The organism is Porcincola intestinalis (genome assembly GCF_009696445.1).
GTDB classification, from domain to species: Bacteria; Bacillota; Clostridia; order Lachnospirales; family Lachnospiraceae; genus Porcincola; species Porcincola intestinalis.
Genome location: NZ_VULZ01000001.1, coordinates 125,113 through 150,937, shown reverse-complemented (window position 1 = coordinate 150,937; position 25,825 = coordinate 125,113). Strand labels below are relative to the sequence as shown.

The following is a 25,825-nucleotide window of genomic DNA, read 5'->3' as shown; positions in this document are numbered from 1 at the left end:
GGTTCCGGAGAAAGTTATTCTGGATCTGCCTGACCTGAGCTTCAAGATAACAAAGCCAGGAGGAATCAGAAAGAAGAAATGGCAGGTGCCAGCGAACGGACCGAGGACAGAAGCCAGGACAAGCTGGAAAGAACCATGAAGATTGTTATTATCAACGGGCAGAGTCATACAGGGACGACCTGCCATATCGCCAGACAGCTCGCAGACAAGATCGGGGGAGACGTGACGGAGTTCTTTCTCCCAAGGGATTTTCATGATTACTGCGTTGGCTGTATGCAGTGTATTCTGAAAGATGAAAAGCGATGTCCGCATTATGAAAGGCTCAGACCAATCACGGAAGCCATGGATGCTGCTGATGTGATCATTCTGGCCAGCCCGGTATATGTCTACCATGTGACAGGTGCGATGAAAACGTTTCTGGATCACTATGGGTACCGCTGGCTGATTCACAGGCCGGTGGAGTCAATGTTTGGGAAGCAGGCTGTCAGTATCAGCACCTCGGCTGCCGCCGGGGAAAAATCAGCCTGCAGAGACATGGCGGACAGTCTGTTCTTCTGGGGTGTGGGGAAGACCTACCGGCTGGGTATGCATGTGTTTGCACACAACTGGGCGGGCGTCTCCGGGAAACGCAAACAGGCAATCGATCAGAGGACCACCCGGATCGCGGAGAAGATTCGGAGCCGGAGGGGACATGTCAAACCGTCCCTGAAAACGAAGCTCTACTTCTGTTTTGTACGTCTGCTTCAGAAGAAAGGTATCTCGGAGGTGGATAAAAGCTACTGGATACAGAAGGGGTGGCTGGGAAGCGCAAGACCATGGAAGAGCTGAGAGAGCCGGATAGAACAGGAGAATGCTTCAGAGCCTATTTCCATCTTCCCGGACTTTTTGAGTTCTATGATCTGTATCAGGTGTTTCTGCCGTTATTTAAAAAGCACAGGGAATATTTCTATGACTGGTGCGAAATCGGATCGATTTATGGTGCACCGGCAGATTGTCTCTGGGGCGGCGGACGCGTCGGCGGCGGAGAGCATACGCCGGAGGAAGCGCTTGCACTGACGCAGGAGTATGGGATCTCAGCCAGGCTGACGCTCAGCAACTCGCTGCTTCGGAAGGAGCATCTGACTGATGCCAGATGCAATCAGCTCTGCAGAGTCTTCAGTAAGGTGCAAAGTCCTCAGAGCGGGGTCATAATTCATTCGGATCTGCTTTTGGAGTATCTTCAGGAGCAGTATCCGGGATTTTACTATGTTTCATCCACCACAAAAGTATTGACGCAGTTTTCACAGCTTGAGGATGAACTCAGGCGGGATGAATTTCAATTTGTTGTTCCGGATTTCCGTCTGAACAAGAACTTCGACAGGCTCCGGAGTCTTCAGCCTCGTTTGAAAGATAAAGTGGAGTTTCTGTGCAACGAGTGCTGCTGGTTTGGCTGCGCGGACAGAAAAAAGTGTTATGAGGCCGTCAGCAGAAGAAATCTTAGCAGCATTGAGCCGGAATTCCGCTGTAAGTCACCCGGAGCGGATGAGGGATACCGGTTTTCGAGGGCCATGAAGAATGCTGGTTTTATCAGTGTAGAGGATATTCAAAACCGCTATATGCCAATGGGCTTTTCCAATTTCAAGATTGAAGGCCGGGGACTTGGAAGTGCTCTGATACTGGAGTTCCTGCTGTATTACCTGACAAAGCCAGAGTACCAGATTCGTGTCAGGGAGGACATCTATCTCGACAATATGCTGGATCTGTTCTGACAGAGGACACCCAGTATGTCCGGGGAGGGGCTGACGCAGATCGCTGGTGCAGCCCTGCATCAGGGACACCCAGCATATCCGGGGAGGGGCGTGAATACAGCAGTGAGGCCTGAGATTCTTCAGCAAAGGCCCGGCTCAGATTTCAGCTGGGATCCGCTGCTGCGCGATCCTTCAGGGAACATTACAAGGTAGAGTACTAAAGGGTGGAGCACTGAAAGGTGAAGCACTGATCAGATGATCAACAGATGGGAGTCAGAATGAAAAAGGATCAGGATTTTATCTGGACACCGCTTTCCGTGGAACATATTGTCCAGGACGAATGGATTGATTTCCGGAAGGTGAAATACCGCTATCCGGACGGGAGAGTGTTTGAACCATTTTATCAGTACAGCCGCAGGAGCTACTCCGTCATCGTCCCGGTGACGGAGGACGGACAGTATCTGTGCGTCCGCCAGTTCCGGCACGGAATCGGGGAGGTCACAACCGAGTTCCCGGCAGGTGGGATTGAGCCGCGGAAAACGGAGAATCCAGAGCAGGCAGTATCGACATATGGCAGGAAAGCCGAGATGGAGGATGCTCAGATGGAGGATGCTCTGATCTGTGCGAAGAGAGAGTTGGAGGAGGAGACAGGGTACGTGTCGGACAAATGGACCCATCTGATTACGATTCCCTCCAATGCGACGGTAGCGGATAATTATGCCCATGTTTACCTGGCCAGAGACTGCAGGAAGATCACCGGGCAGAGCCTGGATGAAACAGAGGACCTGGAGGCAGAGCTGCTGACCGGAGAGGAGGTCGAGCACCTGATCAAGGCCGGAAAGTTTCAGCAGAGCGTCCATGTGATGGCTTATCTGCTGGCGCAGCGCGTCCTTGCCTGACACACAGGCACATTCGTCAAGTCAGAAAGTCCCTCCTCATGGCTATTTACAGATAATCCGCCAGCTGTGCTTCCTTGTTCAGCGTGAAGACATTCTTTTTATAGGAAATCAGTCCTTCCCGCTGCATTTTGCTCAGTTCATTGGAGAGGGCGCTTCTGTCGACGCTCAGGTAATCAGCGAGCTGCTGTCTGTCGAAGGAGATTGCAAAGTGGGTGCTTCCGTGGATGAGTGCCTGCTCGGACAGGTAGGAGAGAAGACGCGCGCGAAGAGACTTCGGAGCGATGTGCATCATTCGGCTGGACAGATTCAAGCTTTTCTGGGCAAGAATCCGTACCAGGTTGTGAACGAGCCGATTATGAAAGCTGCACCCGTTCTGGCAGACATTCAGAAGCTTGTTCAAGTCGAGAAAAAGAATCTTGCACGGTTCCGCAGCAACGACATCACAGAGCAGTTCTTTGCCGGGGATGGCGGCGTAATTCTCTGCAAAGATCCGGCCTTGTTCGATATGACCGAAGATGTTGCTGCTTCCCCAATAGAAGTTGACGACAATGTTGGCGCTTCCGGATTCCACCATGCCGATTTCATGAACGGGATCTCCGGCCCGAAGAATCAGCTCGTTTTTCTTATAGGCCTTTTCATGTGTCCCGAGGCAGGAGAGCATCTGGCGGATTTCGTCTTCGCGGATGCCATGGAACAGAGGGGTTGCAGAAAGCATTTGAACGTCCATTTTTATCCTCCCATGTTGTCGCAACAACGTCTATTTCATGAAAAGTATAGTAATCTATGGTCAACAGGTCAAGAAAGGAAAGGCTTGAGAAACCGCAGTGAAGGGAACAGATTACGCGGTATGTTTCGCAGTGATGTGTTGATGTATTGGAGGTAAAGAGATGTGCGATAAGATGTTTTGCTACCAGTGTCAGGAAACAGCAAGGGGAACAGGATGCACAGTGTCAGGTGTCTGCGGAAAGAAGCCCGAGGTTGCGCGGATGCAGGATCTGCTGATCTATGTCACAAAGGGACTGTCCTGCGTAACGACAAAGCTTCGTGAGGAAGGCAAGGCTGTAAAGGGCGATGTCAACCATCTGGTTACGGTGAATCTCTTTACGACGATCACCAACGCAAATTTCGATAAGGACGCGATTGCAGACAGGGTGGCAAAGACGCTCGCGGTGAAGGAGGAGCTCCTTCAGCAGCTCACAGATCGCAGTGGCCTTCCGGATGCAGCACTTTGGAATGGCGGCAGAAGCGAGTATGAGGAGAAGGCAGCATCTGACAAGGTCGGTGTCCTGGCTACAGAGAACGAAGACATCCGCAGCCTGAGAGAGCTGATCACCTATGGTCTGAAGGGACTTGCTGCATACTCAAAGCATGCGAATGCGCTTCTTCAGGACAACGAAGAGATTGATGCGTTCATTCAGAAGGCGCTCGCAAAGACGCTGGACGATTCCCTGACAGTGGATGATCTTGTTGCACTGACGCTTGAGACCGGCAAGTATGGCGTTGATGGCATGGCACTCCTGGATGCTGCGAATACAGGTGCGTATGGCAATCCGGAGGTTACCACGGTCGATATCGGTGTTCGCAGCAATCCGGGCATCCTTGTTTCCGGCCATGACCTGAAGGATCTGGAGCAACTGCTCGAGCAGACCGAGGGAACAGGCGTGGATGTCTACACGCACTCTGAGATGCTTCCGGCTCATTATTATCCGGCGTTCAAGAAGTACAAGCACTTTGCAGGCAACTACGGCAATGCATGGTGGAAGCAGAAGGAGGAGTTTGCGTCCTTCAATGGTCCGATCCTGATGACAACCAACTGCATCGTGCCGCCGGCTGACAGCTACAAGGACAGGCTTTGGACAACAGGTGCCGCAGGTTATCCGGGCTGCCGCCATATCGATGGTGCGTATGGTGAGGTGAAGGATTTCTCAGCGATCATTGAGCAGGCAAAGACCTGCCAGCCGCCGAAGGAAATCGAGACCGGAAGCATTGTCGGCGGTTTCGCACATGAGCAGGTGTTTGCGCTGGCGGACAAGGTCGTCGATGCGGTCAAGTCCGGCGCAATCCGTAAGTTTGTCGTCATGGCAGGCTGCGATGGCCGTATGAAGTCCAGAGAGTACTATACAGAGTTTGCAAAGAAGCTGCCGAAGAATGTTGTCATCCTGACTGCAGGCTGCGCAAAGTACAAGTACAACAAGCTGAACCTTGGCGATATCAATGGAATCCCGCGTGTGCTTGACGCAGGCCAGTGCAACGACTCCTACTCTCTTGCGCTGATCGCCCTGAAGCTCAAGGAGATCTTCGGACTTGACGATATCAATGATCTTCCGATCGCGTTCAACATTGCATGGTATGAGCAGAAGGCTGTCATTGTGCTGCTGGCACTGCTGTACCTTGGTGTGAAGAATATCCACCTTGGACCGACTCTTCCGGGCTTCCTGTCTCCGAACGTTGCAAAGGTTCTTGTCGACAACTTCGGGATTGCCGGAATCGGAACGGTTGATGATGATCTGAAGCTGTTCTTCGGAGAGAATGCCTGAAGATGGCTGATCGGGCAGCCGGGCGGTGGGTGGAAAGCCACGCCTGCTCTGGTCTGAACTCCATATGAGTACCACCAGCAACCCCTGCTGGCTCTCACCTTGTAAGGTGATGGCCGGCGGGGGGTTTGACTTTTTATGGAAACAGGTGCATGATGAGGGACACAAAAAAATAGAAGAGACAGGAGAGCAATGGCTTATGGATGATCAGATGGAAATGCACATGGAAAGACAGACAGACGCACAAACAGGCAGTCTGGAACAAGCAGGCATCCGCAGTGAAGCGAGGAGACGGAGGCGCCGCCTGACCGCGGAAGTTATTCTGATTCTTCTGTTCACATTTGGCATCGTGATCAATGAATCGGATTTTCTGGGGCAGGATCATACAACGGTTGTGCAATACCTGGAGGTGTACAGTACTTTTCCGCTTCTGCTCGCGTATATCGTGCCGTTCTGCCTGGTGATGAAATATCTCTGCTCAAAATATGAAATGCATCGGCTGGATCTTCTGATCGCCGGTTTCTGCGGGGCATTTATTCCTGCGGCTCTTGCGGGAAACCTGAATGATGCGTTTGCGGATATGATGTCCCATTTGATGGGGCATCTCTATTCAGACGCGTGGATCGGGTCTGCAGGAACCGGTATTCTGGAGGAGCTTCTGAAGCTGGGGACGACCGGACTTCTTCTATACGTGCTTGGAAGAAGATCGCTGAAGGACTATCTGGGGATCGGCATGTGCGTCGGGATCGGCTTTCAGATCGAGGAGGATCTGTCCTACATTACAGAAAGCGGGTTCGAGAATACAGAGAAGGCATTTCCGACCGCGCTTGACAGAGTCTCCGCCTCCTTTGGCTCACACTGGGCTTATGCGGCCGTGACAGCGGCGGGGCTTTATCTGATTGCACGGGGGAGCGGCAAACACCACAGGAGGAAGGGATACGGGCTGATTCTTCTGGTGATGGTTGATCATTTCCTGTACGATACGCCGTTGAGCAATTCACTGCTCATCAATGGGCTTCTGACAGTCGCGGTGGTGCTGCCTGTGCTGCTGTTCTTTCAGAAGCCCGGAGATGAGGCGTGCTGACAGGAGACGTTGAAGGGAGCCCCCATGGTTATATGGGGGCTTACGATTGTCTTACTTGTGATAGAGCTTCTGGGTCTCGTACTTTGGCTCGCAGGTGAGGTTGACGCCGAGCTTTTTGAAGACGCCCTCGTCAATCTGAGACAGAATGACGGAGGAGTGCGCCTCCAGACCCTTCAGTTCCGCCAGCTTTCCGATCGCTGCAGCAGCATTCCGGTCGCTGACGCCGGCGATCGCAAGCGCGATGAGAATCTCGTTGAGGTGAAGCAGAGAGCTGCCATCGCTTCCGAGATGTTTCACCTTCATGTCCATGATCGGGTCCAGGACGGTCGGCGAGAGCAGCTCGATGCTGTCGTCGATATCGGCGAGATATTTCAGGGCGTTCAGAAGCAGGGCGGAGGAGGCACCGAGCAGGGCTGAGGTTCGCCCGGTCAGAATCTTTCCGTCCTCCATCTGCATGGCAGCGGCCGGGGCGCCTGTCTGTTCCGCCTTCAGATTGGCGGCCTGCACGCAGGGACGGTCTGATACAGAGATACCGGCCTTTTTCATCAGCAACTCAATCTTCCGGACGGGTTTGTCGCTTCCGTTTCCGCGGCGTCTGTCGCACAACGCACTGTAATATCTGCGGATGATTTCCTGGTTCGCCGCTGCGCACACAGTCTTGTCATCGCTGATGCACAGCCCGACCATGTTGACGCCCATGTCGGTGGGAGACTGATAAGGAGAGGTTCCCTGAATCTTCTCGAAGATGGCATTCAGAACCGGGAAAACCTCCACATCCCGGTTGTAGTTGACGCAGGTTTTTCCATAGGCCTCGAGATGGAAGGGGTCGATCATGTTGACGTCGTCGAGGTCAGCGGTCGCAGCTTCGTATGCCAGATTCACCGGATGATTCAGCGGGAGATTCCAGACCGGGAATGTTTCAAACTTCGCATATCCAGCCTGGATGCCGCGCTGGTGCTCATGGTACAGCTGGGACAGGCAGGTCGCCATCTTGCCGCTTCCCGGTCCCGGCGCGGTGATGACGACGAGCGGACGCGAAGTCTCGATATAGTCATTTTTTCCGAAGCCTTCGTCGCTGACGATATAGGGGATATCGGACGGATACCCGGTGATCGGATAGTGGCGGTAGACCCGCATGCCAAGGCGCTGGAGTTTCTTCTCGTAGGCAATCGCAGACGGCTGGTTGTCGAAGCGAGTCAGGACAACGCCGCTCACAAGCAGCCCAAAGCTTGTGAAGGCATCCGCCAGCCGCAGGACGTCCATGTCGTAGGTGATGCCGAGATCTCCCCGGACCTTGTTTTTCTCGATGTCAGCTGCGTTGATGACAATGATGATCTCTGCCTGATCCTTCAGCTCTCGCAGCATCGTGATCTTGGAGTCCGGGTGAAAGCCCGGAAGAACCCGGGAGGCGTGGAAATCATCAAACAGCTTGCCGCCGAATTCCAGGTAAAGTTTGCCGCCGAACTGGCTGATCCGCTCCCGGATATGCTCAGACTGAATCTTCAGGTACTTCTCGTTGTCAAATCCGATCTTCATTTCCCGCGTACTCCCATCTCTTGAAACCCCGTAAAAATGTGTGCCATCGCATGAATTCCGAAAAACTTTTGACTTGATTGTAATTGACCTGCAGGGGATTGTAAAGCGTACGACGGGGCGGGAAAGTCGAATATATTTTTTGTGATGCCGGGGGTATGGTCAGATCATGGGCCCGGCAGGTTGTTTTTTTCGGAATCTCCGGATGAGAAACGGGATCTCCCATACCAGCATACCAAGCCAGCCTGCAAGACAGCCATATGGGACGGCTGCGATGTCCATATGTACGTTCACAATCAGCACAAAGGTTGTGATGAAGCGGATGGACATGTTGACGATTGAGCTGGCCAGGGTGATTTTCAGGTCGCCGATTCCGCGGAAGAATCCCTGGATTGCATTGGTCAGGGCGGGGAGCGTATACATCAGGCAGATGAGGCGAAGGTATATCTCGCCTTCTGAGACGACCTTTTGGTCCTGAGTGAAAAGATACATGGCCCGGGATGCAGCGATGAAGAGAAGGCCGCCGACAAGGGCGCCATACACGATATCTGTCAGGGCGCCGCCGGCAAATGCTTTTCGGATACGTTTTCTGTCCCGTGCACCCCAGTTCTGCGCAATCACGGATGTCATTGCGTTCGCAATGCTGCGGGTTGGAATGAGGGCAAAATCATCGACCCTGTTCGCAGCGGCAAAGGCGGCTGTCGTGCTCACTCCGAGGGAATTCACTGCGCCCTGGACGCCCAGGATCCCGAGCTGTACCGTTGCCTGCTGGATGGCAGAGACAGAACCGTACTGGAGCGTTCTCCGGAGGACGGAAATATCAAAGACGAACCATGCTTTTCCGAGGTTCAGAACAGGGACATGGCTTCTGATATACAGCATACATAGCAGGCAGGAAAAGGCCTCGCTCAGAACGGTCGCTGCGGCAGCTCCATTTACACCCAGATGGAACACGACAATTAGAAGAAGATCGCCGCCGATGTTCGTCAGGGCACTGATTGCCAGAAAGATGAGGGGTGTTTTTCCGTCGCCGAGCGCCTGCATCGTCGAGGAGAGATAGTTGTAAAGAAAGGTGAAGATCAGCCCGTATGAGATTGTTCTGAGGTAGCCGGATGCCAGCGGAAGAATGGAGGGATCGACATGAAGCAGACGCAGAATGTCACTGGCGCAGGTGGATACAGCAAGACTGAGCACAAGGGAGCAGACGGCGCCGGCCAGGAGCGCTGTCGAGATCTGTTTTCTCAGACGGGGGTAATCGCCTGCACCGAACATCGTGCCAATCAGGACACCGGTCCCTAGTGTTGTCCCGCGAAGAAGCATGATCAGAAGCGTCATCAGCGGATTGCTGGTCCCAACTGCGGCGAGAGCTTCCGGCCCCAGAAAACGGCCAACGATGATACTGTCCACGGCATTATAGGTTAGCTGCAGGTAGTTGGCCAGGATAAAAGGGATCGTAAACTGGATCATAGGCATGACCAGTCTGCCTTTTGTAAAGTTGTGAACCATAGTGCGTTCCTCCGGTGTGAATTCAGCTGCTGTGGGCAGCATGAAAAGCACTGAGTCAAAACAACATAACGTTTTCCACTATAGAAAGAAACGAAATTCTGTCAAGCCAGTGCGCAGCCCGTGCAGCAGATCTTGGAACTTGTCCTCAGGAAAAGCAGACCAGGTCGTTTGGAAACTTCCACCTGGAAAGATAAGATCCCAGGTGGGACAGATCGGGACTTGTATGGTACAATCACCGGGAAGCTGAACAATGCAGGGTGGACGCCCTGTTCTGATACTGAGATGGTTTGATTTTATGCGTATTTCATCATTAAGAGGGGACAGAGCGTTCCTCCGGAAACTGACAACCCTTACGATTCCGATTGCCCTTCAGAGCCTCCTTCTGGCATCGGTCTCCGCGGCGGACGCGTTCATGCTTGGGCGGCTGGATCAGAATTCGATGGCAGCCGTGTCGCTCGCAACGCAGGTGCAGTTCATTATGACGATGTTCATCATGGCGGATACCTCCACGGGGTCTGTTCTGGCCTCCCAGTACTACGGGAAGAAGGATGAGCAGACGGTTGGTGACATCTTCAACATGATGCTCCGGTCGATGACGGTCATTGATGTGATGTTCTGGGCACTCTGCTGTTTTTCTCCCCGCCCGCTGATGCTGTTTTTCACAAATGACCCTGTTCTGATCGACATTGGCTGCCGGTATCTTCGAATTGCCGGCTGGTCGTATCTGCTGGTGGGCTTCTCCCAGTGCTATCATACGGTGATGAAGATTCCGGGTCATGCGCGGATGAGCATGTGGATCTCCTTGGCATCGGTGATGTCAAATATCATCCTGAACGCAGTGCTGATCTTCGGCCTCTTCGGGGCACCGGCACTCGGACCGGAAGGAGCCGCTATTGCGACACTGATCTCACGGGTCATCGAGCTGGCATGGTGCGTTCTGGTCTCGATGCGAAAGGATTATATCCGGCCCAATCTGGAAAGACTCCTGTACTACCGGAAGGAGCTGGTGATCGATTCGCTGAAGATCGCGGCACCTGTCCTGGGCTCTGCACTTCTGTGGGGCATCGGCTTCACCTCCTACACAGCGATCGTCGCGCACATGGGATCAGATGCCGCTGCCGCAAATTCCATCGCCTCCGTCGTGCGGGATCTGATCTGCTCCCTGTGCAATGGCGTGGCGACGGCAGGCGGGATCATCCTGGGCATTGAGCTGGGCGCAGGAGAGATAGAGACAGCGCGGACAGACGGAAGAAGGCTTCGCGATCTGTCCTTTGTGATCGGAATTCTGTCTATGGTGGTTCTTCTTGCACTGACACCGGCTGTCGTCCATCTGATGAAGATGACGCCGGAAGCGAAGTCCTACCTGACAGGAATGATGGTGATCCAGGCCGTCTACATGATCGGGCGCTGCGTCAACACCGTGACCATCAACGGGGTATTTTACACGGGAGGAGACGCAATCTTTGACACATATTCTCTGATCGTGATGATGTGGTGCATCGCCATTCCGGCTGCGCTTTTAGGAGCGTTTGTCTTCCACTGGCCGGTTCTGGTGGTTTACAGCTGCACCTGTGTGGACGAGGTCGGGAAGATCCCGTGGGTGATGATCCACTTCAGAAAGTACAAGTGGCTGAAAAACCTCACAAGAGACTGAAGTCCCAGGCAAAATGGGTCAAGGGTATCTCCCAGGCTGTCTTTTTTGTTATTCGATCGGAGCTTTAAAGGGCGCCCGAAGCGTGATTGCTGCGGGCGCCCTTTTTTCATCTTCAATCTTCAACGGAAATCAGTTCGATGTGGAAGTTCAGCTCCTTGCCTGCCATCTCGTGGTTGGCATCAAGTGTGATGTTCTCGCTGTCCATGGCGGTGACGCGCACCGGGAAGGAGTGACCGTAGTCATCCCGCAGGAAGACGCGCTGCCCAAGAGTCAGGTTCTCGGAGCCGGGAAGCTCTGCGATCTTCAGCGCGATGACATTGTCCGGATTCGGCATGCCATAGGCATCCACCGGCATCAGGTGGATATCCACGACGTCGCCAGGCTCCATATCGACAACAGCCTTATCAAAGCCTGGAATCATCATGCCGGTCCCGCTGACGAAGGAGAGCGGCTCGCCGCGATCGTACGAGGAGTCGAACTGTGTCCCGTCATTGAAGGTCCCCTTGTAGTGGACATGAACCGTCTTTCCGGCATTCCTTCCATTCAGGATGACTTCCATGTGACCGCCGCAGCCGCCGCCACATCCGCCGCAGCCACTACCGCAGTTCTCATCGCCGCCGCAGCAGCCTTCCTCCTGACTGCCTCCGCAGCAGCCTTCGGAAGAGTCGCTGCTTTCGGGTGACTTGCTGCCGCAGCATCCTTCTTCGTGGTTCCCGCAGCTTCCGGAATCCGACTCGCCAGCCTTCTCATGGTGATGGTCGCAGTTTGCTTCTCCGGGCTGAAGCTTTCCGAGAAGGAAGGAGATGGCAGCCTCGTCAGCATCTCCTGAGAAGCCGGGATATACATCAATTCCTGAAGCTGCCAGGGCATTCATCATGCCTTCCCCGAGTCCGCCGCAGATGACAGCTTTTACATCCAGCTCCGCGAGCAGTCCGGCAAGTGCTTCATGACCGGTATCCCCTGCACTGATCACTTCAGAGGAAACAATCTTTCCGTTCTCAACAGTGTAGAGCTTGAACTGCTTCGATTTCCCGAAGTGCTGAAAGACATTTCCCTCTTCATATGGTATTGCGATGCGCATAAATTCATTCCTCCTGTTATCACACGTGTTCAATTCATGATTCCCAGTATAGGGGACTGATGCCGGACCGGTCAACAGGGGAAATCAAAAGGAAAATTCTGATCGATATAATTCGATGTTTTGTGAAGCACAGAAAAATGGCTGAATGAACGGACTTGTATGGTATAGTAGTGGAGACAGTGTGTGGCTGCATGATCGAAGAAGAGGTCTCAGGAGAAATGCTGGCGGAGATGCCGGTCAGCCACAGAAAAGTACGAGGAGGTTGGTTCAGTCATGACATACAAGGAACTGCTTGAGCAGGCAAGAACCTGCATCGGGCCGCACTGCAAGGCCTGCCCGGTATGCAACGGCAAGGCTTGCGGAAACACGATGCCGGGACCGGGGGCAAAGGGTGTCGGGGATGTTGCGATCCGGAACTATGAAGCCTGGCAGAAGGTGCGCATCAATCTGAATACGATTGCAGAGAACAAAGAGCCGGACACGGGATTTGACTTCTTCGGGAAGAGGATGAAATATCCGATCTTCGCGGGCCCGGTTGGAGCGGTCAATCTGCACTATGGAGACAAGCTGGATGATATCCGGTACAATGACATTCTTGTCAGGGCATGTAGGGAAGCCGGAATCGCTGCCTTCACAGGGGACGGAACGAACGCGGAGGTCATGAAGGCCGCCACGGCCGCGATCCGCGCGACAGGAGGAGCCGGCATCCCGACCGTGAAGCCGTGGGATGTCGATACGCTGAAGGAAAAGTTTGCGCTGGTGAAGGAGTCCGGATCGTTTGCGGTCGCCATGGATGTCGATGCGGCCGGGCTTCCATTTCTGCAGGGACTTCAGCCGCCGGCCGGGAGCAAGACGGTGGAGGAACTGGGGGAGATTGTCCGGATGGCAGGGAAGCCGTTCATCGTCAAGGGCGTGATGACGGTAAAGGGAGCCCTGGATGCAAAGGCGGCTGGCGCGTCAGCCATCATTGTCTCCAACCACGGCGGCCGTGTGCTGGACCAGACGCCGTCGACTGCGGAGGTGCTGGAGCAGATTGCAGATGCGGTGAAGGGATCTATGCTGGTGCTGGTGGACGGCGGAATCCGTTCGGGCGTCGATGTCTTCAAGGCGCTGGCGCTTGGGGCGGATGCGGTGCTCATTGCTCGGCCGTATGTGACAGCAGTGTACGGCGGAGCCGAAGAAGGCGTGAAGCTTCTGACGGAAAAGCTTGGGAAGGAGCTTGCGGACACGATGAAGATGTGCGGCGTCTCCTCTCTTTCCCAGATTGGGAGGGATAGCCTGTTTCTGCCGCAGAGCAGGTACGTAAGGTTCTGAGGCGATGCTTCTTGAGATCAGCAATGCCTCTGTGAGCAGGGGCGGACATACGGTTCTGGAGGATTTTTCCTTCAGTATCCGGGGAACAGAGAAGATTGCCGTAGTAGGGAAAAATGGAGCCGGAAAGTCTACGCTTCTTGAGGTGCTCGACGGAAGCTGCCGGCCTGACACAAGAGACGGACACCCGGAGGCGGAGGTTCATGTATCGAGGGCTGTGACGATCGGCCGTTTTTCCCAGACGGCTGCACCGGAGGATGCGGAAAAGACACCGGAGGTGTTCGTCCGGGAAGCTGCTATCATGCAGGCAATTCCGGAACAGTCAGCCCTCTACGCTTCCTTTGTTTCGGACTTTTACAAGCATTTCACCCGGCTTGGCTTTCAGATGGAAGACCGGGGGAAAAAGCTTTCGGCGTTTTCCGGGGGAGAGCAGGCAAAGATCCTGCTTCTGAGGCTGTTTGTGACAAGTCCGGACATTCTGCTTCTGGATGAGCCGACCAACCATCTGGACCTGGAGACGGTGGAGTGGCTGGAAGACGAGGTACGGGCATACCCGAAGGCAGTGGTCATGGTATCCCATGACCGGTACTTCATTGACCGGACCGCTGATGTGGTCTGGGAGGTTTCAGGCGGAAAACTGACCCGGTATGTGGGAAACTATACAGCGTACCGGGCTGAAAAGCAGAAAAGGCATGAGCGCCAACTGAGGCAGTATGAGGCACAGCAGGCGGAAATTCAGCGCCTGGAGGAGCTGATCTCCAGATTCCGGAACAAACCGAGAAAAGCGGCATTTGCCAGGTCCAGGGCAAAGATGCTGGAGCGGATGGAGCGGATGCCAAAACCCCGGGAGGATGAGGCACGGATCCATACAGAGGAAATCATCCCGGCGGTCCGCGGAAGCAAGAATGTCCTGGACTGTGACGGGCTGGTGATCGGCTATGAGAAGAACCACCCGGTGCGCCGCGTGAGCTTCCGGCTCAAGAGAGGACAGAAGATCGGCATCTTCGGCCCGAATGGCGCCGGCAAGAGTGCCTGTTTAAAGACACTGGCAGGCCTTCTGCCAAAGCTGGAGGGAAAATTCTCTGTCAGTGAGACGGCTCAGATCGGTTACTTTGATCAGAAGTCTGCAGAGCTGACAAGTGATGAGCGCGTCTTTGATTATTTCCATAACCGCTATCCGGCGCTGACAGGAGCGCAGGTGCGGAAGACGCTTGCGGGATATCTGTTCCGGGAGAAAGACTTTGGCAAGAAGGTATCGGAGCTTTCAGGCGGAGAGAAGGCCAGGCTGGTTCTGGCAGTGCTTCTGGAAGAGAGGCCGAATCTGCTGCTTCTGGACGAGCCGACCAACAACATGGATATTCCGGCGAAGGAAACGCTGGAATCCATCTTCCGGCAGTATCAGGGGACACTGGTGTTCATATCCCATGACCGCTATTTCCTGAGCCATGTGGCACAGGAGCTTCTGTATTTTCCGCCGGATTCTCAGGAGGTTCTTTACTATCCGTTCGGTTATGAGCACTACCGGGGAAGACAAAGTTCAGAAGCCGGGGCTGATGCGGCTGCCCTCCGAAGCGCCAAAGAGCAGCGGATGATCGAGGAACTGCGCGCGGTGCCGAAGGGAACCTCCATGCGGCCGAGGGAGCTTTCGACCGCCTCCCTGCAGCTGGACTGGGAGCTTGGAGTCAATCAACATGCGCGGGAGCGCGCGGAAGAAGCCTATGCCAGGGCGGCGGCGGAATATCAGGAGGCGCTTGAAGCGGCGGAAAACCAGCAGATGTCGCCGGAAACTTATCTGGAAGGAATGCCGGATGAGGCGGTTCAGTCCCTGGAAGCCCTGAAAAACAGGATGGAAAAGGCCAGGGACGAATGGACGAAGGAACTGGTACAGTGGCAGGACATCATGGAGAACTCCGGGCTGGCCGGGCAGACAGGACTGGAAGAGCCGGACAATGACCGGAATGATCGTAAGGAGGAAACGGGGATCGCCGGACAGAACAGCCAGAACCGGGGATGAGGAATTCTGCTTGACGCAGTCTCAATTTCCGGCTACTATTTGCACAGATGAAAAGGCAAAAGGGAGTAGCTGGCGGGTATGCCCGCAGCCGTCTTCGTCATCGCGGCCTTTCTGGCCCGGAGCGGATCATATCCCGGAAGCAATCGGCTTTCGGATATCAACAGCAAGACTTTTGCCGCAGGCGCTTTGCTTTAAGCTGCGCGTGCGGCAAAGGTCTTGTTTTTTTCACGCAAGTGGCCGGAAGGCGATTGGGATGTATTCGGTCTGCGGGACTGCATCTCGGCGAGGGTGGGTATAGAATCCGCTCCGGTGAGCATCGTATCCCGGGGCAGTACGCACGCCTGCCGGGATGATCAATGTTCAATGAAACATGCATGTGGAGGTAGAGGGTATGAGTGAAATTGCAGCATTGTTTTCGAATGTCGGAAACATCACACTGCCGGAGGTCGTGATGTGGATCATCGGCGGGGTCTTGATCTATCTGGGGATCCGGAAGAAGATGGAACCTTCACTTTTGGTTCCGATGGGCTTTGGGGCGATTCTTGTCAATCTTCCGATGTCTGCTGCGGTCACGCAGAAGGTAGCCGGGGTGATTGAGGAAGGACCGCTCGATATTTTATTTAACGCAGGGATTGGAAATGAACTGTTCCTGCTGCTTCTCTTCATCGGAATCGGGGCGATGATTGACTTTACACCGCTCCTTGAAAGTCCGGTTCTGATGCTGTTCGGGGCTGCCGCGCAATTCGGAATCTTCATGACACTGAGTCTTGCAACGCTGTTCGGCTTCAGCCTTCAGGATGCAGCTTCGGTCGGCATTATCGGAGCCGCGGACGGGCCGACCTCGATCTTTGTAGCGAACTACTTCCAGTCGAAATATGTGGGCGCCATCATCGTTGCGGCGTATTCCTACATGGCACTGGTTCCGATCATCCAGCCTCCGGTGATCCGTCTTCTGACCACGAAGAAGGAACGCATGATTCATATGGATTACAGCCCGAAGGCCGTCTCGAAGAAGGCGAAGATTCTGTTCCCGATTCTGATTACGGCGGTCGCGGGAATTGTCGCGCCGAAGTCGGCGCCTCTGATTGGTTTTCTGATGTTCGGTAACCTCATCCGGGAATGCGGTGTTCTGGATTCACTGTCTGAGACGGCGCAGCATTCGCTGGCGAATCTGATTACCCTGATTCTGGGGCTTACCGTTGCTTCAAAGATGCGGGCGGAAGATTTTCTGAACGTCCAGACGCTGTTCATCCTGCTGCTGGGACTGATTGCATTCATCTTTGATACGGCAGGCGGCGTGCTGTTCGCAAAGCTGATTAACCTGTTCAGAAAGAAGAAGATCAACCCGATGATCGGCGCCTGCGGGATCTCCGCATTTCCGATGTCGGGACGTGTCGTAACGCAGATGGCGCTGAAGGAGGATCCGAGCAATGTCCTGATCATGCAGGCGACCGGTGTCAACGTTTCCGGTCAGATCGCATCCGTCATCGCAGGCGGGCTGATTCTCAGCCTTGTGCCGAAGCTGTAAGAGGGAGGGAAAGAGAATGTTGTTTCTTGAATCACTGAAGGTTATGGGACTCGGAATGCTCGGAATTTTTACGGTCACTGTCGCACTTGTCCTGATCATGAAGCTTTTGACAAAGCTGTTTCCGGCGGATCACCCGGATAAAGAAAGCCAGGAATAAGAGACCGTGAAATCAGAACAGTCAGGACAGGATATCGCTTAAACTCCATAAAGTTTCGAGACAAATGAGAATATACAAAAAATATTTGGTATCTTTCCAATCAAGGTTGACATGGTTTTCTCCGGGCGCTATAGTGAGCACCGTTCAACAAAAAGCGTTGACGGGAAAGAGTAGTACCTGCGAGTGCTTCAGAGAGCTGCCGGGTGATGCGAGGCAGTACACGAACATCTATGAAAATCATCCCTGAGCTTCGTGCTGAAAAGCCGTTTTCGAACGGTATGTAGGCATCGACGGGCTGGTCACCGTGATCATGACCGGACATATTTTTATGTGTCGCCAAGGGCCGCATATCCATGCGGAAGAAGAGTGGTACCGCAGAAGCAGAAGCTTTTGTCTCTTCGCAGAAGAGGCAAAAGCTTTTTTTAGTGTATAAGTCCCAGTCGCTGTGAGCAGGTGCGTGACGTGCTTGCACGTCAAAGCACCTGCTCGCAGGCGACGACAACAGAAATGAGCGCGGAGCGATGCGAAGCAGAGCGGGAGCGCGAATTTCTGAAGCGGAGCGGAAGCTGCGAAGCAGCGCCGCACCGCGGGGGACTTATACACGGAAGACCGCGAATTTCTGAAGCGGAGCGGAAGCCGTTACCACAGCAATCCGGATGGATATCCAAACAAGAGGAGGAAAACATGAAGAGAACAGCAATGATGGCAGCCATGCTTGCAGCAGCGATGACGGTAAGCTTCACCGGTGCAGTGTACGCAGGGGAGACAGAGACTTCAACAGAGGCAGCAACAGAGGCAGACGGAGCAGGAGAAGGAACCGAGAACATCCCGGGGTATGGCGGATTCAGTGCTGAGGATGTCAAGAATGCTTCCAATGTACAGCCGGAGATCCCGGAGGGTGCAACTGTCCTGAAGCTTGGGACGACGGTCAATGAGAATGACTCTTTCCAGATCGCAGCTGTCAAGTTCGCACAGCTTGTTCAGGACAAGACCAACGGGAAGTACGCAATCGAGATCCATCCGAACGGAGACCTCGGCGGCGAGAGAGACATGCTGGAGTCCATGCAGATGGATACGCTGGACATGGGCATCGTCACTTCCGGCCCGTTCGTCAATTTCTCCCAGGACATGGGTGTTTTGGATATGCCATTCCTGTTCGCGGACAACGCGCAGGCATATGCAGTCTTTGACGGCAAGGTTGGCCGCGAGCTGCTCGACACGCTGGAAAGTTCCAACCTGAAGGGCCTTGCCTATGCAGAGAGAGGCTTCCGCAACCTGACCAACAGCAAGAAGGCCGTTCATTCGGCAGATGATGTCAAGGGTCTGAAGATCCGTGTCATGGAAAATGATGTCTACACAGCTGCATTTAAGGCACTTGGTGCGGATGCGGTTCCGATGAACTGGAACGATACGCTGACGGCTCTTCAGCAGGGAACGGTCGACGGTGAGGAGAACCCGATCAACGTCATCAATTCCTATAAGCTCTGGGAGTCCCAGAAGTATGCAACGCTTGACCGTCATTCCTATTCCTCCGCGATCATCACGATGAGCCTTGACAAGTTCAACGAGCTGGATGCGGATACCCAGAAGATCTTCCTTGATTCCGCTCAGGAGGCTGCTGAGTTCGAGAGAGCATGGACTGCTGCTCAGGAGAAGGATCAGCTCCAGGCAATGAAGGACAACGGCATGGAAGTCGACGAGAATCCGGATATGGAGTCCTTCAAGAAGGCTGTTCAGCCGGTGTATGATCAGTATTCTCAGTATGCAGACTATGTTCAGAAGATCAACGATGTGATCAAGGACGTCCAGTAACATTTCAGACCAGCAACATTTCACTTGGGAGGAATGCAGAAATGGGATTTGTTCGGGGAGTCCACAAGCTGAGCGATGTACTGGACAAGGCGATGGAAGCGGTGATTGTCTTCATGCTGCTGGCAATGGTGGCAGTCACCGGCGCCCAGGTTGTCTGCCGCATCGCGAACCATGCGCTGAGCTGGAGCGAGGAGCTGACACGGTATCTCCTGATCTGGAGCTCCATGCTCGGCGCTGGCTGCGTGTACAAGCATGGAGGGCACATCTCCATCGAGGTGCTTCAGAACGCGATGCCGCAGCCGGTTCAGAAGGGTATGAAGATCGCGGTTCAGGTGCTCTGCATGGTGCTGTTTGCGATGATTGTTGTATACGGCATCCAGTATTATCAGAGACAGGGCGGACAGGTGTCCGCCGCCATGAAGGTTCCGATGCGCTATGTCTACCTGGCAATTCCGATCGGCTGCGGAACAATGTTCGTGCATGCGCTGGATGCGCTGCTTGGGCTGCTGACCGGAAGAGACGAGGCTGCAGACAGGCAGGCTGCCCAGCCGGATACTGAGGCAAAGAAGGAGGTGCAGGAATAATGGCTACGCTGCTTTTTATCACATTTGCAGTCCTGCTGCTTCTTGGGATGCCGGTTGCCTTCTCCATCGCGCTGTCAGCGCTTACCGTCCTGCTTGCAGGAGGCGTAAAGCCGCTGATGGTGGTACAGCGGATGTTCACTGCGCAGGACTCCTTCTCCCTTATCGCCGTCCCGTTCTTTATTCTTGCGGGAGACCTGATGAGCAAGGGCACCGTCTCGAAGGTGCTCGTTGAGTTTGCAGAGTCACTTGTAGGCTGGATCAAGGGTGGACTCACGATTGTTGCCGTACTGGCTGGGATGTTCTTCGCTGCAATTTCCGGATCCGGTGCCGCGACAACGGCAGCAGTCGGCGCAACGCTGATTCCGGAAATGGAGAAGCGTGGCTACCGCGTTGACAAGTCGGCGGCGTTGATCGCCTCAGCCGGGACAATCGGTGTTGTCATTCCACCGTCGGTGCCGATGGTGCTGTATGCCGTCATTGCGGAGCAGTCGGTCAGCACAATGTTCCGGAACGGATTTGTTCCAGGCATCCTGATGGGACTTGTCCTGATTGTCATTGCGCTGGTGGAAGCGAAGAAGCTCAATTATCCGATGGGAACAAAGCTCTCCGGAAGGACGATCGCGAAGACTTTTGTGAAGGCAATCTGGGGCATCCTGATGCCGCTGATTATCCTGGGCGGAATCTTCTCCGGTTACTTCACCTCATCTGAGGCAGCGGATATCGCTGTCATCTATGCAATTATCATTGGTTTCTTCGTTTACCGCGATCTGGGGGCGAAGAAGCTGTATGAAATTGTAAAAGGGTCGGCGAAGACATCAGCCGTCATCATGATCATTATCGCCTGCTCTGGTGCATTTGGCTGGGTGCTGGCAAACTGGAACATCCCAGAGACGATCGCAAACGGCGTGCTCTCCGTGTCCCAGAACAAGTACATCATCATGTTCATCATCGGTGTTATCATTCTGGTCGCCGGAATCTTCATGGAGACTTCCTCCGCGATTATCCTGCTGACACCGGTCTTTCTGCCGCTTGTCAAGGCGATGGGGGTGAATCTGGTGCACTTCGGCGTTGTTTTCACGGTCGGCCTTGCGATCGGTATGATCACGCCGCCGGTTGCCATCAACCTGTTTGTTGCGTCCAGTATCACCAAGATGCCGATGATGAAGATCGGAAAGGCCATCCGTCCGTATCTGTTGGGGCTGGTCATTGCCTTCTTCCTGGTTATGTATGTTCCGATGTTCATTCCGGGGCTGATTGTAGGCTGAGGGAACCGGCCGATTCAGAGCGCGGATGTCAGGACAGCTTGTCAGACAGGTCATCCGGTGGCGTTCCGGCACAATATGTGAAGTGTGAATGCTTAAAGGCAGTCACTATGATAGCCCCTCCTGTAATTTGGGAGCGGACGCCGTCATGGTGACTGCTTTTTTCAGCATGTTTTTCGACAGCTGGTGGCTGGCAGTTGATGGGTAGTTATGGTATAGTGTGTGAGGAACTCAGGCAAAAGGCAGTGCCGGAGAAGCTTCGGCAGGGCATATCATGACATGAATATGGAAGAGTGGGAGTATACGTCTATGTCTATGTATCAGGATGAATATAAGAAGTGGCTTGGTGCCGATCTGATCGATTTTGACTTGAAGAAGGAACTCCAGGATATTGAGGGCGATGACGCAGCCATCAAAGAGCGGTTTGCGGTGGCGCTGAAGTTCGGAACCGCCGGCCTGCGCGGAACGCTTGGCGCCGGGACGAACCGCATGAACATCTGGGTTGTCCGCCAGGCGACGCAGGGCGTGGCAGACTGGGTGAAGACGCAGGGCGGTACGCAGACGGTCGCAATCAGCTATGACAGCAGACTGAAGGGATGGACATTTGCAAGGGATGCAGCGGGTGTTCTGGCGGCAAATGGAATAAAGGTCCGCATCTATGACGAGCTGATGCCGGTTCCGGCGCTCAGCTTTGCGACCCGGTATTATCACTGCAACGCCGGCATCATGGTCACGGCATCCCACAATCCGGCGCAGTACAACGGCTACAAGGCATATGGACCGGACGGCTGCCAGATGACGGATGACGCGGCGGCTGTCGTCTATGACCAGATTCAGAAGACCGACGTTCTCACAGGCGCGAAGTACATGTCATTTGCGGAGGGAGTCGAGAAGGGGCTGATCCGGTTTGTCGGAGATGACTGCAAGAAGGCATTCTACGATGCCATCGAGTCCAGACAGGTTCGTCCGGGTCTGTGCCGGACAGCAGGCCTGAAACTTGTCTACTCTCCGCTGAACGGAACCGGGCTCGTACCGGTCACCCATGTACTTCACGACATCGGCATCACGGACATCACGATTGTGCCGGAGCAGGAGTATCCGAACGGTTACTTCACCACCTGCCCGTACCCGAATCCGGAGATCCTGCAGGCGCTTGAGAAGGGTGTTGCGCTCGCAAAGGAGACAGGGGCTGACCTGATGCTGGCGACAGACCCGGATGCAGACCGCGTCGGAATTGCCATGAAGTGCCCGGACGGCTCCTATGAGCTGGTATCCGGCAATGAGATGGGAGTGCTGCTGCTGGACTACATCGCGGCAGGAAGGATCGAGAAAGGAACCATGCCGGAGAGACCGGTGGCAGTGAAGTCGATCGTCTCGACCCCGCTTGCTGACCTTGTCGCGGAGCACTACGGTGTCGAGCTCCGTCACACCCTGACTGGCTTCAAATGGATCGGCGACCAGATTGCGAAGCTTGAGGCTGCCGGTGAAGTTGACCGCTTTATCTTCGGATTCGAGGAATCCTACGGCTACCTGGCAGGACCTTATGTGAGGGATAAGGATGCTGTTGTCGCATCGATGCTCATCTGCGAGATGGCGTCCTACTACAGAAGCATTGGAAGCTCGATCAAGCAGCGCCTGGAGGAAATCTACGCCCAGTATGGCCGCTATCTGAACAAGGTGGACAGCTACGAGTTCCCGGGGCTGTCCGGAATGGACAAGATGGCCGGCATCATGGATGGACTCAGGAAGAATCCGCCGAAGGAGTTCGGGGGAGACGCTGTGACGGAAGCGATTGACTATGAGAAGCCGGAGGAGACGGGGCTTCCGAAGGCCAATGTTCTGATCTACAAGCTGGCGGACGGTGCCTCTGTCGTGGTTCGCCCGTCCGGCACAGAGCCGAAGATCAAGGCATACTATACGACAAAGGGGAAGAATCTGGCAGAAGCCGAGGCGGAGAAGGAAAAGCTGGCGTCAGCCGTATCGCCGCTGTTTCGCTGAGACAGGAAAGAGCATGCGCATGTGATGTGCAGAAACGGCTTTCAGCTGCCGGCGGATGGCTTTAGCTGAGGCAGAGAAGCTGGCGCGTGATGCGTCAGAAAACAGATCATAAGCAACCCGGGGTGGGGCTTACGCCTTCCCCGGGTTTTGTTTATACTCAGAGCTATAGTCTGACTCTATGGCCAGAAGCCGGCATCCTGCCTGCAGGCTGGAGAAGCCGACAGCACCGGCTGAATCTTGTTTCTGAAGAACGGAGAGATTTGTATGCACATTCCCGAGAACTATCTCAGCCCGCAGACCTGTGGGGTGATGGCTGCTGCCATGATCCCGGTCTGGGGCGTCTGTATTCGAAAGGTGAAAACGGAACTTCCAAAAGAGAAAATCGCGCTGATGGGTGTCGGAGCTGCATTTTCCTTCATCAGCATGATGTTCAACATCCCGATTCCGGGCGGGACAACGGGACATGCGGTGGGCGGTACACTGATCGCCACGCTGCTCGGTCCGTATGCAGCCTGCCTGTCCGTGTCTGTCGCACTGCTGCTGCAGGCGCTGATCTTCGGGGATGGCGGAGTGCTGGCCTTCGGGGCGAACTGCTTCAACATGGCGTTTGTGCTGCCATTTGTCGGATACGCCGTGTATTCACTGCTCAGGAAATGGATCCGCCGCGGAAGCGGTGATCTGATCGGGGCTGGCGTGGGGTCTTACCTTGGCATCAATGCGGCAGCGCTCTGTGCCGCGATCGAGTTCGGGATTCAGCCGATGCTTTTCCGGGACGCGGCGGGAAACGCACTGTACTGTCCGTACGGTCTGGATCTGTCTGTTCCGGCCATGATGATCGGTCATCTGACAGTCTTTGGCCTCGCAGAGGTTGTGTTCACAGTTGCGGTGCTGGCATTCGTGAAGAAGACCTCACCCGATATGATCACGGGAACCGTGCGTCGGGGCAGCGAAGTATTTGGAAACATGGACAGCAGAACAGCTGGTATGGAAGCGGGCATCACGGGGAATGGAACGGCTGGTATGGAAGCAGCCAGTGCTGCCGGCAAGAAAGCCGACGCTGCATCTGGCAGAAAGTCCGGAAGGGCAGTGAGCTTCCTGCTGGGGGCTTTGATTCTGGCGACACCGCTTGGGCTTCTGGCGGAGGGAACCGCCTGGGGCGAGTGGGGTGTCGACGAGATTGCAGCAACCGGTGCGGGATACACGCCTGCCGGGATACTGAACGGATTCAGCCTGAAGGCACTGGTGCCGGACTATTCATTTGCAGGGTTGCCGGAATGGTTCGGCTATATTCTGTCAGCTGTGATTGGAGCGGCTGTCCTGATCATCGTATTCCGACTGATCGGGGACGTAAAGAAACCACAGAGGCAGCAGGTGCAGGCATGAACTGGAATCGATCAATTCTGAAAGTGCTCTCCCGCCTTCGGGAGAGCGATCTTAAGGACGTTGGCCGGGGAAGGTCAGAGAGAGCCGGCATATTGAACGGCATGAAGAAGGGAGGCGGGGCAGAGCGCTCCGGCCTCCCTGTTGTCTGTCTGCTGTCAGCGCTTCTTCTCATTCTCTTGTGTGCACTCTCACGCAACGCCGTCTTCACGGTGACGGTGCTGGCAGGACTGCTGGCGCGGGCAGCCGCGCTTCCGATCCGGCAGCTGAAGCGCGTCATGGAGACACTGTTTCTGCCCTGTATATTGACAATGATCCTCATGCTGCCTGCCGTATTTCTGGGCAATCCGAGGACAATGCTGACCGTGACGATGAAGGTAGCGGATGCGGTGCTTGCACTGTCGCTGATGGGGACAGCGGTATCCTTCCAGAGACTCACGGAAGCCTTCCGTCAGCTGTATTTCCCGGAGCTGTTCGTGCTGGTGCTGGACCTCACGATCCGCTATCTGGTGATCCTCGGACATTACAGCGGGGCACTATTGGAGGCTGTGACGATGCGGAGCGTCGGAACGGTGAACTGGAAACATTCCGGCGCCGGAGGTATCCTGGGGACGACATTTCTGAAATCCCAGCAAATGGCACAGCAGACGGAGGAGGCGATGCGTCTGAGAGGATTCGACGGCGCGTACCCGGCGCTGAACCGTTCACGCTTTGGGCTTCGGGATGTACTGATACTGAGCGCGGATGTTCTGGCGCTTCTGTTTTTTGTATACACACAGATGAGAATCACAGCTGTATGACGTGAGAAGCCGGGTATCAGGCACGACGTGTCGGAGATGAGGGGATTTCGGACAGGAGCAGTGGAGTCCTGCCTGTGCGGCAGGATGGAGAGATGGTGGACTTATGTTGATTCATAGAAGAAAGCATGCGGGTGATGGAGTGGAGGCTGCGAACGAAGCACTGACCCCGAAAACGCATCGTGCATCCGAAACCTCGGAAGATAAGCTTAAGACAGAAGCTGTATGCGCACCCTGGATCAGTCTTCAGGATATCTGCTATTCCTATGGGCAGGAGGACGAAGGCGGGCAGCAGGTACCGTCGCTGTCACACGTCAGCCTGGACATGTACCCGGGACACACTTATGTCGTGACAGGTCCGAACGGCTGCGGCAAGTCGACGCTGTTCAGGATTCTCGCAGGACTCAGTTTTCCGGAGAGCGGGCGCTATCTTTTTCATGGAGAAGCCGTCACAAGAGACAGGATGAATGACAGGGAATGGTCAAAGACGTTCTACAGGAGGCTCGGATTTTTGTTCCAGAATTCGGAGACGCAGCTGTTCTGCAAGTCCGTTCGGGAGGAGATCGCGTTCGGCCTTCTGCAGCTCGGCCTTTCGGGGGAGGAGGTCCAGAGAAGAACAGAGCAGTACATGGACATGCTTGACATCGGAGCACTTGCGGAGCGGGCTCCATTCCATCTTTCCGGCGGTGAAAAGAAGCGGACAGCGCTTGCCGCTGTGCTGGCGATGCAGCCGCAGACGTTGATCCTGGATGAGCCGGAAGCCGGCCTTGATGAGGACGGGGAGGCGCGGGTGACAGGGTTTCTGGCCAGCCTGAAGCGGGAAGACAGGCTGATCATCATCGCGACCCACAGCAGGAGGCTTGCGCAGGAAGTCGGCGGCGAGGAAATCCGGATGACAAAGGCGCACACAATCAGTTCCGGAATGTGATTCGAAGTATACAGGATCGTCACAGAATCTTTTCTT

21 protein-coding genes and 1 other annotated feature are annotated in these 25,825 nt (G+C 54.7%); of the genes, 17 read left to right on the top strand and 4 right to left on the bottom strand.

Annotated elements, in window-relative coordinates; all coding sequences use genetic code 11:
* The first annotated feature begins 78 nt into the window (after nucleotides 1-78).
* The 3 genes from FYJ35_RS00655 (at nucleotide 79) to FYJ35_RS00645 (ending at nucleotide 2,626) form a co-directional block, all read left to right on the top strand.
* The gene (locus tag FYJ35_RS00655; RefSeq protein ID WP_331469083.1) at nucleotides 79-828 is read left to right on the top strand and encodes a flavodoxin family protein; all 750 of its coding nucleotides are present in this window, start codon (nucleotides 79-81) and stop codon (nucleotides 826-828) included.
* Nucleotides 816-1,748, top strand: a complete 933-nt coding sequence (locus FYJ35_RS00650) for a hypothetical protein (RefSeq protein ID WP_154521644.1) — start codon at nucleotides 816-818, stop codon at nucleotides 1,746-1,748. The genes FYJ35_RS00655 and FYJ35_RS00650 overlap by 13 nt, the downstream gene beginning before the upstream one ends.
* A gap of 257 nt (nucleotides 1,749-2,005) precedes the next feature.
* Nucleotides 2,006-2,626 carry an NUDIX hydrolase gene (locus tag FYJ35_RS00645; protein WP_154521641.1) on the top strand — a complete coding sequence of 207 codons (621 nt, stop codon included), beginning with the start codon at nucleotides 2,006-2,008 and terminating at the stop codon, nucleotides 2,624-2,626.
* Between the two features lie 46 nt (nucleotides 2,627-2,672).
* On the opposite strand, the gene FYJ35_RS00640 is transcribed toward FYJ35_RS00645, so the two are convergent.
* Nucleotides 2,673-3,353, bottom strand: a complete 681-nt coding sequence (locus FYJ35_RS00640) for a Crp/Fnr family transcriptional regulator (protein ID WP_154521638.1) — start codon at nucleotides 3,351-3,353, stop codon at nucleotides 2,673-2,675.
* A gap of 160 nt (nucleotides 3,354-3,513) precedes the next feature.
* Between FYJ35_RS00640 and hcp the strand changes: the two genes are divergently transcribed.
* Nucleotides 3,514-5,163, top strand: coding sequence for a hydroxylamine reductase (hcp, locus tag FYJ35_RS00635; RefSeq protein ID WP_154521635.1), 1,650 nt, complete (start codon nucleotides 3,514-3,516; stop codon nucleotides 5,161-5,163).
* A 196-nt stretch (nucleotides 5,164-5,359) separates the two neighbouring features.
* Entirely contained in the window at nucleotides 5,360-6,244 is an 885-nt protein-coding gene (locus FYJ35_RS00630; RefSeq protein ID WP_205839642.1) for a PrsW family glutamic-type intramembrane protease, read from the top strand.
* Nucleotides 6,245-6,295: 51 nt separating this feature from the next.
* Here the strand turns inward: FYJ35_RS00630 and FYJ35_RS00625 are convergent, their stop codons facing one another.
* Both FYJ35_RS00625 and FYJ35_RS00620 read right to left on the bottom strand, forming a co-directional pair.
* Nucleotides 6,296-7,780 (bottom strand): DUF1846 domain-containing protein, encoded by a 1,485-nt coding sequence (locus tag FYJ35_RS00625; protein ID WP_154521629.1) that lies wholly within the window; start codon nucleotides 7,778-7,780, stop codon nucleotides 6,296-6,298.
* Nucleotides 7,781-7,939: 159 nt separating this feature from the next.
* On the bottom strand, nucleotides 7,940-9,283 hold the full coding sequence (locus FYJ35_RS00620) for an MATE family efflux transporter (protein WP_154521626.1): 1,344 nt from the start codon (nucleotides 9,281-9,283) through the stop codon (nucleotides 7,940-7,942).
* Between the two features lie 250 nt (nucleotides 9,284-9,533).
* Between FYJ35_RS00620 and FYJ35_RS00615 the strand changes: the two genes are divergently transcribed.
* The gene (locus tag FYJ35_RS00615) at nucleotides 9,534-10,937 is read left to right on the top strand and encodes an MATE family efflux transporter (RefSeq protein ID WP_235906284.1); all 1,404 of its coding nucleotides are present in this window, start codon (nucleotides 9,534-9,536) and stop codon (nucleotides 10,935-10,937) included.
* A gap of 112 nt (nucleotides 10,938-11,049) precedes the next feature.
* On the opposite strand, the gene FYJ35_RS00610 is transcribed toward FYJ35_RS00615, so the two are convergent.
* The gene (locus FYJ35_RS00610; protein ID WP_154521623.1) at nucleotides 11,050-12,018 is read right to left on the bottom strand and encodes an FKBP-type peptidyl-prolyl cis-trans isomerase; all 969 of its coding nucleotides are present in this window, start codon (nucleotides 12,016-12,018) and stop codon (nucleotides 11,050-11,052) included.
* A 273-nt stretch (nucleotides 12,019-12,291) separates the two neighbouring features.
* Between FYJ35_RS00610 and FYJ35_RS00605 the strand changes: the two genes are divergently transcribed.
* The 11 genes from FYJ35_RS00605 to FYJ35_RS00560 all read left to right on the top strand — a co-directional run bounded on the left by FYJ35_RS00605 (nucleotide 12,292) and on the right by FYJ35_RS00560 (nucleotide 25,789).
* The gene (locus FYJ35_RS00605) at nucleotides 12,292-13,332 is read left to right on the top strand and encodes an alpha-hydroxy-acid oxidizing protein (protein WP_154521620.1); all 1,041 of its coding nucleotides are present in this window, start codon (nucleotides 12,292-12,294) and stop codon (nucleotides 13,330-13,332) included.
* 4 nt (nucleotides 13,333-13,336) lie between these two features.
* Complete coding sequence (locus tag FYJ35_RS00600; RefSeq protein ID WP_154521617.1) at nucleotides 13,337-15,343, top strand: ABC-F family ATP-binding cassette domain-containing protein; 2,007 nt, start codon at nucleotides 13,337-13,339, stop codon at nucleotides 15,341-15,343.
* 400 nt (nucleotides 15,344-15,743) lie between these two features.
* Nucleotides 15,744-16,871, top strand: coding sequence for a sodium ion-translocating decarboxylase subunit beta (locus tag FYJ35_RS00595; protein ID WP_408634748.1), 1,128 nt, complete (start codon nucleotides 15,744-15,746; stop codon nucleotides 16,869-16,871).
* 16 nt (nucleotides 16,872-16,887) lie between these two features.
* Nucleotides 16,888-17,028, top strand: a complete 141-nt coding sequence (locus FYJ35_RS14345; RefSeq protein ID WP_205839641.1) for a hypothetical protein — start codon at nucleotides 16,888-16,890, stop codon at nucleotides 17,026-17,028.
* Between the two features lie 148 nt (nucleotides 17,029-17,176).
* Nucleotides 17,177-17,429: a binding site (T-box leader), on the top strand.
* 283 nt (nucleotides 17,430-17,712) lie between these two features.
* Nucleotides 17,713-18,840 (top strand): TRAP transporter substrate-binding protein, encoded by a 1,128-nt coding sequence (locus FYJ35_RS00590; protein ID WP_154521612.1) that lies wholly within the window; start codon nucleotides 17,713-17,715, stop codon nucleotides 18,838-18,840.
* Between the two features lie 41 nt (nucleotides 18,841-18,881).
* Nucleotides 18,882-19,424 (top strand): TRAP transporter small permease, encoded by a 543-nt coding sequence (locus FYJ35_RS00585; protein WP_154521609.1) that lies wholly within the window; start codon nucleotides 18,882-18,884, stop codon nucleotides 19,422-19,424.
* The gene (locus tag FYJ35_RS00580) at nucleotides 19,424-20,689 is read left to right on the top strand and encodes a TRAP transporter large permease (RefSeq protein WP_154521606.1); all 1,266 of its coding nucleotides are present in this window, start codon (nucleotides 19,424-19,426) and stop codon (nucleotides 20,687-20,689) included. The genes FYJ35_RS00585 and FYJ35_RS00580 overlap by 1 nt, the downstream gene beginning before the upstream one ends.
* A 312-nt stretch (nucleotides 20,690-21,001) precedes the next feature.
* Entirely contained in the window at nucleotides 21,002-22,684 is a 1,683-nt protein-coding gene (locus FYJ35_RS00575) for a phospho-sugar mutase (protein WP_154522427.1), read from the top strand.
* Between the two features lie 264 nt (nucleotides 22,685-22,948).
* On the top strand, nucleotides 22,949-24,067 hold the full coding sequence (cbiM, locus tag FYJ35_RS00570) for a cobalt transporter CbiM (protein WP_154521603.1): 1,119 nt from the start codon (nucleotides 22,949-22,951) through the stop codon (nucleotides 24,065-24,067).
* Complete coding sequence (locus FYJ35_RS00565; RefSeq protein WP_205839640.1) at nucleotides 24,064-24,864, top strand: energy-coupling factor transporter transmembrane component T family protein; 801 nt, start codon at nucleotides 24,064-24,066, stop codon at nucleotides 24,862-24,864. The genes cbiM and FYJ35_RS00565 overlap by 4 nt, the downstream gene beginning before the upstream one ends.
* A gap of 103 nt (nucleotides 24,865-24,967) precedes the next feature.
* The gene (locus FYJ35_RS00560) at nucleotides 24,968-25,789 is read left to right on the top strand and encodes an energy-coupling factor ABC transporter ATP-binding protein (RefSeq protein WP_154521597.1); all 822 of its coding nucleotides are present in this window, start codon (nucleotides 24,968-24,970) and stop codon (nucleotides 25,787-25,789) included.
* The last annotated feature ends 36 nt before the right edge of the window (nucleotides 25,790-25,825 follow it).

Excerpts from the sequence above, each read along its gene's own strand:
- FYJ35_RS00585 (WP_154521609.1), top strand. The coding sequence starts at position 18,882 with ATGGGATTTGTTCGGGGAGTCCACAAGCTGAGCGATGTACTGGACAAG.
- FYJ35_RS00625 (WP_154521629.1), bottom strand. The coding sequence starts at position 7,780 with ATGAAGATCGGATTTGACAACGAGAAGTACCTGAAGATTCAGTCTGAG.
- FYJ35_RS00620 (WP_154521626.1), bottom strand. The coding sequence starts at position 9,283 with ATGGTTCACAACTTTACAAAAGGCAGACTGGTCATGCCTATGATCCAG.
- FYJ35_RS00580 (WP_154521606.1), top strand. The coding sequence starts at position 19,424 with ATGGCTACGCTGCTTTTTATCACATTTGCAGTCCTGCTGCTTCTTGGG.
- FYJ35_RS14345 (WP_205839641.1), top strand. The coding sequence starts at position 16,888 with ATGTTGTTTCTTGAATCACTGAAGGTTATGGGACTCGGAATGCTCGGA.
- FYJ35_RS00590 (WP_154521612.1), top strand. The coding sequence starts at position 17,713 with ATGAAGAGAACAGCAATGATGGCAGCCATGCTTGCAGCAGCGATGACG.
- FYJ35_RS00640 (WP_154521638.1), bottom strand. The coding sequence starts at position 3,353 with ATGGACGTTCAAATGCTTTCTGCAACCCCTCTGTTCCATGGCATCCGC.
- FYJ35_RS00645 (WP_154521641.1), top strand. The coding sequence starts at position 2,006 with ATGAAAAAGGATCAGGATTTTATCTGGACACCGCTTTCCGTGGAACAT.
- FYJ35_RS00630 (WP_205839642.1), top strand. The coding sequence starts at position 5,360 with ATGGATGATCAGATGGAAATGCACATGGAAAGACAGACAGACGCACAA.
- FYJ35_RS00600 (WP_154521617.1), top strand. The coding sequence starts at position 13,337 with ATGCTTCTTGAGATCAGCAATGCCTCTGTGAGCAGGGGCGGACATACG.
- hcp (WP_154521635.1), top strand. The coding sequence starts at position 3,514 with ATGTGCGATAAGATGTTTTGCTACCAGTGTCAGGAAACAGCAAGGGGA.
- FYJ35_RS00560 (WP_154521597.1), top strand. The coding sequence starts at position 24,968 with ATGTTGATTCATAGAAGAAAGCATGCGGGTGATGGAGTGGAGGCTGCG.
- FYJ35_RS00565 (WP_205839640.1), top strand. The coding sequence starts at position 24,064 with ATGAACTGGAATCGATCAATTCTGAAAGTGCTCTCCCGCCTTCGGGAG.
- FYJ35_RS00605 (WP_154521620.1), top strand. The coding sequence starts at position 12,292 with ATGACATACAAGGAACTGCTTGAGCAGGCAAGAACCTGCATCGGGCCG.
- FYJ35_RS00610 (WP_154521623.1), bottom strand. The coding sequence starts at position 12,018 with ATGCGCATCGCAATACCATATGAAGAGGGAAATGTCTTTCAGCACTTC.
- FYJ35_RS00655 (WP_331469083.1), top strand. The coding sequence starts at position 79 with ATGGCAGGTGCCAGCGAACGGACCGAGGACAGAAGCCAGGACAAGCTG.
- cbiM (WP_154521603.1), top strand. The coding sequence starts at position 22,949 with ATGCACATTCCCGAGAACTATCTCAGCCCGCAGACCTGTGGGGTGATG.
- FYJ35_RS00615 (WP_235906284.1), top strand. The coding sequence starts at position 9,534 with ATGCAGGGTGGACGCCCTGTTCTGATACTGAGATGGTTTGATTTTATG.
- FYJ35_RS00650 (WP_154521644.1), top strand. The coding sequence starts at position 816 with ATGGAAGAGCTGAGAGAGCCGGATAGAACAGGAGAATGCTTCAGAGCC.
- FYJ35_RS00575 (WP_154522427.1), top strand. The coding sequence starts at position 21,002 with ATGTATCAGGATGAATATAAGAAGTGGCTTGGTGCCGATCTGATCGAT.